The organism is Paenibacillus taichungensis (assembly GCF_047302525.1).
Classification (GTDB): Bacteria; Bacillota; Bacilli; order Paenibacillales; family Paenibacillaceae; genus Paenibacillus; species Paenibacillus taichungensis_B.
This window is the reverse complement of sequence record NZ_CP168020.1, coordinates 871895-883891: the sequence shown is the minus strand read 5'-3', so window position 1 is coordinate 883891 and position 11997 is coordinate 871895. Positions and strand designations below refer to the sequence as shown.

The following is an 11997-nucleotide window of genomic DNA, read 5'->3' as shown; positions in this document are numbered from 1 at the left end:
CACCCTCGCCACAACAACAGCGGGTGTTTGCTTATACACGGCCTTGCTTTTTTTTGATCATGAGAAAAAGAGGTAGGAAACTGCTCAAAAACTTAGTATGTAGAAGTAATATTGGTACTTACCACAACAGTAAATAGTAGGACAAGTATAATGAGAATAGCATAGAGAGCCGTCCCAATAATCCCACAGACGAGCCCCGCAATGGCCAACCCTTTCCCCTGTTCCATACGAATTCTGAGTTCTTTCAGTGCCAACGACGCAAATATGATAGCTACGATACCAATAAAAAATCCCAAGTATGGTATGGTGAGCGACAAAATCCCCAAGACAAGAGCTGCAATAGACTTGCTATTGGTTTTTGGTACTACATAAGGTGGTGGCGGAAGCGGATCGCTATAATAACGGTCCACATCATTGTGACGTTGATCCAAAGGTAAATCCTCCCTGTTTATTAAGTAGTCTTATTATAATTGATAAACTGGAAAAATATGCTCCATTATTTGTAAATATTCCGATTTTATTAAAAAAATCCGGATCCATCGTCGACTTTCGTCGAACCAATGAATTCGGATCCCGTTTACATTCATATCTTAACTCGTCTTAACCTCTACCCTTCCACTTCCACCCGCTGCAAAAACGTACGCGTGCGCTCCAACTTGGCATTGCCAAAGATCTGCTCCGGCGGACCCGCCTCGGCGATTTCGCCGTTGTCCATGAAGAAGACGCGATCTGCGACATCGCGGGCAAAGCTCATCTCATGGGTGACGATCATCATCGTCATATTCTCCTGTGCCAACTGCTTGATGACGCGTAGTACTTCCCCCGTCAGCTCTGGATCGAGTGCCGAGGTCGGCTCGTCGAACAGCAGAATGTCGGGCTGCATCATTAGTGCGCGTGCAATCGCTACGCGCTGTTTCTGTCCACCGGACAGGTTGGCGGGATACGCATCCGCCTTGTCGGAGAGCCCTACTTTACCGAGCAACTCCAGACTTCGCTGCCGGATGATCGCTGAGCTTTCTTTTTTCAACGTCTTCGGTGCCAGTTCCAGATTCGCCTGTACCGTCAGATGCGGAAACAGGTTGAAATGCTGAAATACCATGCCCATGCGATCCGTAATCTTTCGAATATCCGCGGCACCTGCATACGATCCGTTCTCAGCCAGCGCCTGGCCTTGGATACGAATGGTGCCACCCGAAATATCCTCAAGATGAATCAGGCTGCGCAGCATCGTACTTTTACCCGAACCCGAAGGTCCGATTACGGCAATAACCTCACCTGGCTCCACGTTGAACGATACCTGCTTCAGCACATCAAGTGTGCCGAATGATTTTCTTAATTGATTTACTTCTATAATATGTGTCATATGCAGACAGTCCTTTAATTGATGAGATTAGATAACTTTATATACTTCTGTTCCGTGCGCGTTTACTCAAATGTATAACGTTTCTCCAGTGCCTTGAAGAACAAGGTAAGTACCATGGTCATCAGCAAATACATAATAGCTGCAATCAGGAATGGTGTCAGACGGAAATCCCGGTTTACTGCGGCCTGTGCGTAATGCAGCAGCTCAGGTACAGCAACAGCGTACAACAATGCCGTATCTTTGATAAGGCTTATGGATTCATTTGCAGTGGCAGGTAATGCTACCCGAAACATTTGCGGGATAATGACTTTCGTCATCGTCTGCCATTTGCTTAGACCCAGTACCTGTGCAGCTTCATGTTGTCCTTTATCAATCGAGAGCAATCCACCTCTGAAAATCTCGGCAAAGTACGCACCATAATTCAAAATAAAAGCCAACGTTGCCGCCGTAAAGCGGTCAAATACAAGATACTCCCCTACCCCTGGAAGCAGCGGCAGACCGAAGCAGAAGAACAACAGCTGCAGCATCAGCGGCGTTCCCCGCATCACATATACGTACGTATGAGCGATCCATGCCAACGGCTTGAATCGGCTTTTCATCAATAAGGTTACTCCAAATCCAAGTGGTACAGACACTATAATGGCCACCAAAAATAAAAAGATCGTGGTCTGTGCCCCTTCAAGCATGGGCTTAATGACACCCAATAAATACTCCCAGCTCATCGCAATCGGCTCCTCTAATCTGTTAACCCCGCATTCCGCAGGAGACTTGCTCCTTTTTGGAATCCGGGGTCATGTTGTTTACTACATATGTCAGGCAAGTGGCCTGATCCTATTTCAAAACTTCATCTTCACCAAACCATTTGGTGGAAATCTCGGCTGATGTGCCATCGGCATTCAGCTCATCCAATGCTTTTTGCAGTTGATTCAGCAGTTCTTCATTGCCTTTTTTCACACCAATGCCGTATTGTTCCGGAGCAAGGGATTCATCCAGCAGTTTGAACGTTCCCTCTTCCTTGGACATGTAATATCTCGCGACCACTTCGTCGATGATGACAGCATCCAAACGTTTAGTCTTGAGATCGGTAAGGGCCAGTACGTTGTCTGGGAATTCGGAAGCATTCACTTTATCCTTCAGAGGACTTGCAGCGAGTGCATCTGCCGCAGAGGACAGCGCCTGCAATCCTACATTTTTGCCATCCAGTTCATTCAGCTTCGTAATCGGTGAGTCCGCGAGTGTGACTGCAACCTGGCTGTTCTCCAGATACGGCTTCGTGAACAGCACTTTATCTTTCCGCTCATCCGTAATTGTGTACCCGTTCCAGATCAGGTCGATGCGGCCACTGTTCAGCTCCGATTCTTTGGAAGACCAATCAATGGGCTGGAACGTAATTTCTTTACCCATTTTCTCCGCTGCCGCTCTGGCATAGTCAATATCAAAACCAACAATTTCATTTTTGTCATCCCGGAAACCCATTGGAGCAAATTTATCATCTATCCCCACAATAATGGCATTATCATTTTTGCTTCCCGAGCTGGAACAACCCGCAACAACAATCATGCATATGCTGATCAATAATAGAAATATCGCTTGTTTTCTCATCTCTCTAACCCCTCCATGTCTATAACCAAAACCCAAACGCTTTAGTTCGTTACCACGTTATCAGAGTCTTATAATAACATAGCATAAGAGAAGAGTCGAGCCTCTTACCTTTTCCTTATCTTCGAATCAAGTCAATTGTCAACAATTTGTGAAAAAGCTTCTTTCACTTGCATGGGCTCCACTAGCTTCTTACGTACTGCTGAATCCCACTCCCCCGGCTCCTGAAGCGTCTTCAGTTCTGTTCCGACCCATTGCTGGGCAGCCTCACGGCTCAAGGTATATTGAATATTCTCAAATGTATAAAGCACATGCTCCAAATTATCAATCCATACAAAATTGGCAGCAGCATTATATACAAGTATTCGTTCCAACTCTTCGGGCTTCATATCACTGGTGTTCATCCTGTAATTGATCTGAGCCGTCAATGTCTCTGGATACAACTGATACCCATTCAATTGCTCACTTAGGGGCAAGGCCTGATTCAAATGGCTGAGATTGGAGAAGTCTCCCATATAAGCACTGCGATATCCCGCTAATGCCGCAAAATCATGGGTCAACGGATCTTGCTGCTCTGCTTCGTACTGCGCCTGCTTCGCCTCTATTCTCGGATTAACGACGCCCTCAACCACAATAACACCAAAGATACCGAGCATGACCAATGCAATAATCCATTTGTTCTTTCCCGTCATATGACATCACCTACATCATACTTGCCCACGATCCGATACGCCCTCTGCACGATCAAAGGAATAATAATACTTAATAAAGGTATGGCAAAAGCAATCGCGATTACCGTAAATTGATAGGGCCCCTCTACCTGAATCGGTCGACTATACCAGATGTTGCTTCCAAATCGCAGCGCCGCCTGTGTACCCCACAGCACAACGATGAGACCTGCCCATAACCACCACAATCTGCGCGTCCATTGCAAGAATACAGGTATACGGATAACGGTGATGTCCTCTGGATCTGCCGAAGTATTTTTATTTTTCAACATATAAAATACATACGCTCCACCCACGATCACACTCATGAGCATGAGCAAGTTGTTAATGGTTGCGCCCTGGACCATGACTCTCATTGGAATAGTAATGATCCAGGCGATAAGGCTATAAATCAATGCAGACTGCAACACCGCAGTCCAATAAGGAACGCGTTGCACCCTGCGATGATCACTCATGATGTGATCCATACCAGCTACATGTTGAATGGCAGTCTGAAAAGCCTGCTCCTTGTCCATGCCCTGCTCCATATAATCCTCGATTCGTGCAGCGAGATTACTGTGAATCTCTTCTTTTAACTCCCGATTGGTCAATGTATCCTGCGCATGATCGAACAGACGATTCACATGTCGGGTAATACGAGCTTCCAATGTCATATCCTTTCATCTCCCTTTTCCCCGGAAATAATCATGCAGTCAATCAATGTTTTGGCTGCGTGCCAAGCTTGAACGTGCTGTGTATAAACTTCCTGCCCCTGCGTTGTAATCCGGTAATATTTGCGTCGTCCTCCCTGGGTCTCTTCCCCCCAGTAGGATTCCACATATCCGCTCTTCTCCAGCCTTTTCAGACTGGAATATAGTGTCGGTTCCTTCAATTCAAACCGTTCTCCACTCTTGCGATAAATTTCCTTAATAATGCTATAGCCGTAGTTATCCTTCGGTATAAGTACACTCAGAATAATCGGGTCAATGTTGCCTCGAATTAAGTCACTGTTAATCGCTTGTTCATCCATCTGCCAGATTCACCGACTTTCTTCAATCCTGTGTATACTATAACACATATTACTATGTCTGTAAAGGTAATATGTGTTGATTGGTAAATATGCATCACAATGGGCAACTTTCCTCTCTCACTTTGCGTCTGGAAGATATTAGGGAGGTGGATAAAATAAAATTCTTCATCACTATGAGAACATTGACTTCACTCGTGTTCCTTACAACTTTGCTGATATTATCCGGCTGTAATCCTACACCAAGTAACAGTACACACGGAATTGCCTCACCCCCAACGACTAATGCAAAGGAAGCCGAGATGGGATCAACACATGCTCAGGAACCGGAGCTCAACTTATCTCAGGAACTGCCTACGCCAACTATTCAGAGCGAAAGCGGCATCTCTATTCCTGCTATACAGGGCAGTTATTGCTGGGGAAATATGTGTGTTGACTATGCAGGTGATATGGAGCTGCTGGAAGGTAAAGTACCTGTCTCTGTTTTGGTGGGCGAGAACATATCTATTAATCTGGGTACGGATGTACCCCCTGACGAATTCACTCTGGTCGAATATGTGAACGGGGAGGCACGTCCCATCTCTTTGCGAGAAGGATCATTCCAGTTTGCACAGGAAAAAGGTACTCATTATTATGGAGCATTTGTCCGTTGGTCTTCCCCAAAAAATTCGCAGGTTTCCTTGGGTGATACCTCTTTTGCCTTTGTAATCCGTGGTGTCGAAAAAAAATAGAACCAAACAAGGCCCCTCCAACTTTGGAGAGGCCCTACTCATTTTTATCTATTGCTGCACTTTCTCGCGATCTTTCCCTTTATCCGACTCACCCGCATTTTTGTTGGCGGCGTCGCGATCCTGCTGCATCTCCTCAACTGTTTTCACTTTGAGGCGCGCAGCACCTTCATATTCCTTCGTAGGAATCAGGTTGCCTGCAGCGAGTCTTGCTTCTGCCGTGGCAATGGCGTCACCATATTGTGGCAACCACTCGGCTTGAGCGACCAGCATTTCGTCGACCATTTGCCAGATCTCTTTTGGATTACATACCGCACCCACGAGTGGGTCCATCATAAACGCCTGACGCAATAGTTTGTCGTCACCATGTACTGCAGCTTCAACCGCAAGTCGTTGTACGGAAATGCTCACATTACACACAGCAGCTGGGCCGAGTGGCAGGTCGCCTACATGCGGCATCGAAATGCCATTACGGTCAACATATCCCGGTGCTTCGATGATCGCATCATCCGGCAGATTGGAGATCACACCGTTATTGACGGTATTGAAGTGTCCGCGGTATACGCGTCCCGTTTCCAGCCCTTCTATAATGTAGGAACCATGTTCTCCGCCTCGTTTTTCCGGGGCAAATTGCATCGGTTCATCCTTCATCCAGTTCGGGAAGTCAGTCTCAAACCAATTTCTGCCCTCTGTACATACACGCAAATATCCACCTGTCTCGCCATTAATCCAGTTGCCCAGATCAATCCATTCCTTGATCTCCTCCGGACGTTTGCGGTACCAAGGCACATATTCGCTTAGGTGACCATTCGATTCCGTACTGTAATAACCAAATCGGCGCAGCATATCAATCCGCACTTTCTCGGTACGGCTATACTCAGGATGTTTCTCGAAGGCTTCGAGCAAATCACCCGTAAGGTCTTTACCTTCATGGGATGCCTTGATGTACCAGGTTTGATGATTAATTCCGGCACATACGATATCCACTTCATTCATTTTCAGTCCAAATGCTTCTGCAATCTGGTGATGCCCATGCTGTACCCCGTGACATAACCCAATCGTACGAACACCGCCATACTTGTTGCAGGCCCATGTCAGCATAGCCATTGGATTGGAATAATTGAGGAGCAGCACATCCGGTGCGCTTTGCTCACGAATATCCTTACAGATGTCGAGCATCTCGGCAATTCCGCGCTGTCCGTACATAATTCCACCTGCACACAATGTATCGCCGACACATTGATCTACCCCATATTTGAGCGGAATATCCACATCGGTTGCAAAAGCTTCCAACCCACCCACACGGATTGTACACAGTACATACTTCGCGTCCTTGAGTGCTTCTCTCCGGTCCGTTGTCGGCTGAATCTGAATATTCAGTCCATTCTCGCGGATATCGCGCTGACACAGCTCGGTAACCATGTCCAGATTGTGCTGATTGATATCACAGAACGCAATCTCAATATTGTTGAATTCAGGTACCGCGAGCAAATCCCGCAACAACCCCCGTGTAAATCCGATACTGCCTGCCCCGATAAATGCCACTTTAAACGACATGCACAGTTCCTCCCGTAATCCGAGTATATTCGCCCCGGTTAATGATCTCACTTCATGAAATCATTGTAGCAACGGGTTATAAGGAAGCGTTATCAAAATCATGACCTCTTCACATCGAGGTTGTCAAAAATCCTCACTTTTGCATCCACCACGCCGTACTTTCCAGATAAATTGCACGATTTATTCTTCAGCGGGATAATGACTGACATGTCGCTCCATCGAGGAACGGAATTCAACCGGAGTTCGGCCTGTATATTTCTTGAACAACATATGAAAATATTGTCTGCTTCCCACGCCCACGTAATCGGAAATTTCGGAGATTGGAATATCTGTCTGTTGCAGCAGCATCTTCGCCTTTTCCATTCGGAGCATCGTGAGATAATCGGTAGGCGTGCGCTTTGTGTGCTGGCGAAAAATACGGTGCAAATAGCCTGGATGAAGATTCACCGCTGCCGCGATATCCTTCATTTGAATATTGCGATCCATATTATGATGCATGAATTCAATCGTCCGTTTTACGTACAGCTCCGTCTGATCCAGCGCACTTCGGTTAATTTCCCCGCGAAGTCTTGCGACCCGAACCAGCAGTTGGATAAACAACGTGCGTACCAGCGTACCTTGCTCAGGCGACTTCAGATCACGGGATTCGCGATGATGCGATCGTTCCTCAGGCGGAATAATCCGCATGGGTGCAGAAGATCGTCCCTGCTCCATCAATCCACGCTGATCCAGCTCCAGCACAAGGCTTTTCATAATGTGGTACACCTCTTCTGGGTCAGGCAAAACCAGATAAGGCGAGGATTGTGTTAGAAAAGCATGGACTTCTTCCTCTTCCAGCGCGAGCTGGCGAATGGATGGATGCCCTGGCTCCGAACTGGCAACTCCAAATTCCACATTGAGCATGCGGCACGGTACGCCATCCTTCACCAGTAGACGGTGTGGAACCCCCGCGTCCAGCAGAATGAACTGCCCTTTTTTCAATACTGCCTGTTCCGAGCTGCCATCCTGCATCTGCACATCGACCCGGCACATTCCCGAAATAATGTACATGATCTCCGTGGAATCATGATCGTGATAGGACATCTGATAGTTGTCCCATTGCTTGTAATAATACGCGTAGAAACGCGGTCCATAGTCCTCCAAGCGCAGTTTTTCTTGAAACAAACTGCCTGTCGAATGTTTTGCTTCCAATGCCTGCACCTCCGTTGCTGCAACGATCCTCACTTTTCTCCATTGTAGCAAGTCTCAGCGATGTATTTCACCATTTAAATGAAAAATCATTGCGATTATAAATTAGATAAACATATAATTAGTTATAAATCTAATCAATTTTATTTTATCTAATCTAATCTATAACGAGGAGGTCGTGAGACTATGAAAACTACATTTTATCTGGTGAGGCATGCATTAAAAGAAAAGCGCATCGGTGATGTTCCCATCACATCCGAAGGAGTAGCACAAGCTAAGTCAACAGCACTTCATTTGGTTAACGTATCTGTCACCAAGATCATTGCAAGCCCACTTCAAAGAGCGATCGACACTGCGGCGCATATTGCTCACCATAAAAACGTTACAGTGACTGAAGACCCGCGTCTGCGGGAACGCGCCAACTGGGGGGATCTTCCTGAACAAACATTTGAAGAATTCATCGCGATGTGGGACCGTTCAACGAGCGATCCAGACTACCTCCCACCTGTGGGCGACTCCTCTAAGCAGGCAGGCGAACGTTTGGCCTCTTTCTTAACGGAATTGACGAATGTAGAGCTACTAGATAGCCATATCGTTATCGTTACTCATGGCGGGTTAATTACAGATTTTCTGGTAAACACATTCCCAGAGCATGAACTTAACGTCTGGCATCCTGATTTTATCGCCATGCAAAGTCAACTGATTCCCGAATGCTCCATCACCACATTGATTCATGAAAACGGGAAATACACCATTCAAGATTTTGCATCTGTAGCACATTTGAAATGATGATGCCGTCTGTTTTTTCAGTTTAGCCATATCAAAAAAACTCCGGGTAACCTCCCGGACGCCTAAACGCACTGAGGTTACTCCAGAGCTTCTTAATACAACAGTAAACACTTTTGGATTTACGATCTTGGATTTATGTTTTCCAAGTGGCATTCCGCAGTATCACCATACGGTTATTGCGTTCTCAAGCCCTGCCTTCAGATGATCATCTGCGTTTTGGGCTACTTTCTGACTTTTCTCCTATCACCTATTACTTCTCACTTTCCACCCATACCCGACTTGGGCGTGTGGAACTTGGGCAGCGTAACCTTCGACCAATCGATATCCGATGCCATGTAGAAGGATGGGTAGGACGGCTGATTGTATCCACTGTTCTGTCCAGCAATGCCGACACGATACATCGCATCATGCATCAGCGTGTACAGTTTACGATCGGTCTTCTCGGTGCTCAGGTAGATGCGGATCGCTGAGCTGTCATCGGTTCTCACCAGCATCTCTTCCCTCCAATCCCCGAAGATATCTGCTACGAGAGATGGCGTACCTTTAGTATAATTGTTGGTCAACGTGCCGTTCGCGGTCAGCAGCCTGCCCCGATTCCAATCCTTGATCGTAGGTGTGACATCGATGGCACCGTCTACGATCTGAGTTGTCATATCGGCGGCCCATCGTATATTCATATTCGTGCCAGGGGCTTTATCGCTTATTTTCTCACCGCTGGCTGTCCACAGTCCTACAGCCCATGTCTCCAATCCGCGGCGGGTCGGGTCCACATCACCGATCATGCCGCGTCCAGTGTCTTTGCCGGTGTACCCGCCATAGATCACTTCCCCAGTCTTCGCATCCCGCAGGGAATATCCGTATGGCGCCCAAGGACCACCCTCATGCACCATGAAGATCTCCAGTCCTGGACGATCCGGATCAATATCCGCTACATGAAGCGCATCCCCATGGCCCAGTCGTGCAATCGTTCCCGGCGCAGCACTCTCCGCAGGCATCAGGTCCTTGGAGCTGTACAGCACACTGCCATCATGATCAATCGTGGCCGAGCCGTACACAATCTCCTGTTTACCGTCTCCATCCACATCAGCGACACTGAAATAATGTGCGCCTTGCGTTGTAATTGAGCCATACACCGGATCTGTACCATCCACTCCATGCGGACCGTCATTGAACGGGTTCTTCATTGGCGTCCAGCCACTGTCCACTTTCCATTCACGCTTGAGCTTTTTGCCATCCCAGTTGTAGGCGACCATGGTCGAACGTGTGTAGTACCCTCGTGCAAAGATTGCAGACGGTTTCTTCCCGTCCAGATATGCCACGCCTGCCAGGAAACGATCTACCCGGTTCGCTGGTTCAATACGCGCCATTGCGTAATCGCCCCACATCAACCCATCATCCTGCCGTCCCGGTTCATAAGGAATGGTCTCCAGCTCTTTGCCTGACTCTCCTTCGAACACCGTTACATACTCAGGTCCATCCACGATAAAACCTTCGAACTTGCGCAGCTCATTCTTGTCACTGCGGCTTGGTGCATACACATCGATGAAGTAATCGGCCAAGCTCTCAGCATCCTTCTGAGACAATGGATAACTATACTTTTTCTCAATCCCAAAAGCTTCCTCCAACGTAGCAGGCCAGTTGCCCTTCACGACCTCTTCATGTTTATGCCAGTTTTTGAACATATCCACGACATGATCATAGTAACCATCTGCACTTAAACGGTAATCATCTTCGTTGGAGTATCCTGCCTTGCGATCCTGCTTCGGAAGGGTGATGTATTTCTCGGAAGTGACCTTTCCTTTTTTGTTATATTTGATAATCTTGGTTCCCGGTGCGGTCTTAAACATCATCTCGGCCTTGCCATCCCCGTCAAAATCATAAACGAGCATCTGTGTATAATGAGCACCCGAACGGATGTTGACCCCGAGATCGATCCGGTACAACAATTGTCCGTCCAACGTGTAACAATCCACGTAAGTTTTACCGGTGTAGCCTTTTTGCGAGACATCCTTGGAGTTAGAAGGGTCCCATTTTACAAAAAACTCATACTGACCGTCCCCGTCCACATCGCCCACACTCATGTCATTCGCAGAATACGAGTAGGCTTCTCCCACTGGAGTCACACCATCGGCCGGTTTTTGCAAAGGAATATCGACGTAGCCGTTCGTCCAAGGTTTGACGGATGCACTGCGTTTACTCTCCTTTCCCTTCTTGCTTACCGCTGCCACTTCATAACGGGACGACGATTTGCCTGAGGCATCAACATAGTTGGTGCTGTCGGTGACCGTAGCAATCTTCCTGCCATCACGATATACGTTGAAATCCGTGCCTGTCAGACCTTTATCGCTATACCCTGTAGCCTCGTCACCAAGCAATCTCCAACTGAGAAAAACACCCTCGGAAGTAGACGCCGCAACCAGACCGCGATCAAGATACTCAAGCTGAATGTCTTTCAAAGAACTACCTCCCTTATGTGACTGCACGCTGGCCTCAGCCGCGCTGTTCTCACTGGAAGCTGCTGCTCCGCTCGCACCCGCTGTTCCCGCAACGAGCAAAGCAACGCTTAGTGCCGAAGATAGCATTTTGGCTGCAAGTGGCATACGCACCTTCCTGCGATTGGAGTGCATACCTGAAACCGATCCTTTATGTATCGGCGCTGTTATTTTGGATTTCATCGACCTTCACTCTCCTTGAGACAGAATGGGTGATGCTTATGGCTGTGCTTGGATCGTTGCGACATCCGTCAATCCATACAGAAGTTCATATCCTTCAAATTTTACTGAATACGCTTACAAAATTATAAAAGAATAGCCCTTGTGAACAGACTTCTTCGACTCCGTCCCCCTTCCATTCCATCTCCATCAGAGCAGCTTCATCCAGCCCATCGGGTATTATTATAGACATCCTACCTGCTCCGACATAGGCAAATATCCGTCCAAAACGATCAATATTCAGTGTTGTTCAGGACTCTAACGAAACGAGCACACCTTATTTCGAAGATTAGCGGGCTATAGAGAGTCTAACGAATTCCAGTAACGT

Annotated in this window: 13 protein-coding genes; 2 read left to right on the top strand and 11 right to left on the bottom strand. The window is 47.3% G+C overall.

Features of this window, described 5'->3' with window-relative positions; all coding sequences use genetic code 11:
* Positions 1-92 precede the first annotated feature (92 nt).
* From ACDJ58_RS03980 to ACDJ58_RS03950, 7 genes are all read right to left on the bottom strand, one after another.
* Positions 93-431 carry a DUF4190 domain-containing protein gene (locus ACDJ58_RS03980; RefSeq protein ID WP_062320873.1) on the bottom strand — a complete coding sequence of 113 codons (339 nt, stop codon included), beginning with the start codon at positions 429-431 and terminating at the stop codon, positions 93-95.
* Between the two features lie 176 nt (positions 432-607).
* Positions 608-1363, bottom strand: coding sequence for an amino acid ABC transporter ATP-binding protein (locus ACDJ58_RS03975; RefSeq protein WP_079695067.1), 756 nt, complete (start codon positions 1361-1363; stop codon positions 608-610).
* A 62-nt stretch (positions 1364-1425) separates the two neighbouring features.
* Positions 1426-2085 (bottom strand): amino acid ABC transporter permease, encoded by a 660-nt coding sequence (locus ACDJ58_RS03970; RefSeq protein WP_413375700.1) that lies wholly within the window; start codon positions 2083-2085, stop codon positions 1426-1428.
* Between the two features lie 109 nt (positions 2086-2194).
* Complete coding sequence (locus ACDJ58_RS03965) at positions 2195-2965, bottom strand: amino acid ABC transporter substrate-binding protein (RefSeq protein ID WP_413375698.1); 771 nt, start codon at positions 2963-2965, stop codon at positions 2195-2197.
* 131 nt (positions 2966-3096) lie between these two features.
* Positions 3097-3654 carry a DUF4825 domain-containing protein gene (locus ACDJ58_RS03960; protein ID WP_413375696.1) on the bottom strand — a complete coding sequence of 186 codons (558 nt, stop codon included), beginning with the start codon at positions 3652-3654 and terminating at the stop codon, positions 3097-3099.
* The gene (locus ACDJ58_RS03955; RefSeq protein ID WP_413375694.1) at positions 3651-4343 is read right to left on the bottom strand and encodes a permease prefix domain 1-containing protein; all 693 of its coding nucleotides are present in this window, start codon (positions 4341-4343) and stop codon (positions 3651-3653) included. Before ACDJ58_RS03955 ends, ACDJ58_RS03960 begins: the two co-directional genes overlap by 4 nt.
* Positions 4340-4699, bottom strand: coding sequence for a PadR family transcriptional regulator (locus tag ACDJ58_RS03950; protein ID WP_413375693.1), 360 nt, complete (start codon positions 4697-4699; stop codon positions 4340-4342). Before ACDJ58_RS03950 ends, ACDJ58_RS03955 begins: the two co-directional genes overlap by 4 nt.
* Before the next feature lie 146 nt (positions 4700-4845).
* Between ACDJ58_RS03950 and ACDJ58_RS03945 the strand changes: the two genes are divergently transcribed.
* On the top strand, positions 4846-5427 hold the full coding sequence (locus ACDJ58_RS03945) for a hypothetical protein (protein WP_413375691.1): 582 nt from the start codon (positions 4846-4848) through the stop codon (positions 5425-5427).
* A gap of 48 nt (positions 5428-5475) precedes the next feature.
* Here ACDJ58_RS03945 and ACDJ58_RS03940 read toward each other — a convergent pair whose 3' ends face one another.
* Positions 5476-6981, bottom strand: a complete 1506-nt coding sequence (locus ACDJ58_RS03940; RefSeq protein ID WP_413375689.1) for an alpha-glucosidase/alpha-galactosidase — start codon at positions 6979-6981, stop codon at positions 5476-5478.
* A 180-nt stretch (positions 6982-7161) separates the two neighbouring features.
* Positions 7162-8172 carry an AraC family transcriptional regulator gene (locus tag ACDJ58_RS03935; RefSeq protein ID WP_413375687.1) on the bottom strand — a complete coding sequence of 337 codons (1011 nt, stop codon included), beginning with the start codon at positions 8170-8172 and terminating at the stop codon, positions 7162-7164.
* A gap of 183 nt (positions 8173-8355) precedes the next feature.
* Here ACDJ58_RS03935 and ACDJ58_RS03930 point away from each other — a divergent pair, with 183 nt between their 5' ends.
* Positions 8356-8958 (top strand): histidine phosphatase family protein, encoded by a 603-nt coding sequence (locus ACDJ58_RS03930; protein WP_413375685.1) that lies wholly within the window; start codon positions 8356-8358, stop codon positions 8956-8958.
* A gap of 257 nt (positions 8959-9215) precedes the next feature.
* Here the strand turns inward: ACDJ58_RS03930 and ACDJ58_RS03925 are convergent, their stop codons facing one another.
* Positions 9216-11558, bottom strand: a complete 2343-nt coding sequence (locus ACDJ58_RS03925) for a rhamnogalacturonan lyase (protein WP_413379451.1) — start codon at positions 11556-11558, stop codon at positions 9216-9218.
* 169 nt (positions 11559-11727) lie between these two features.
* Complete coding sequence (locus ACDJ58_RS03920) at positions 11728-11862, bottom strand: hypothetical protein (protein ID WP_413375683.1); 135 nt, start codon at positions 11860-11862, stop codon at positions 11728-11730.
* Between the last annotated feature and the right edge of the window lie 135 nt (positions 11863-11997).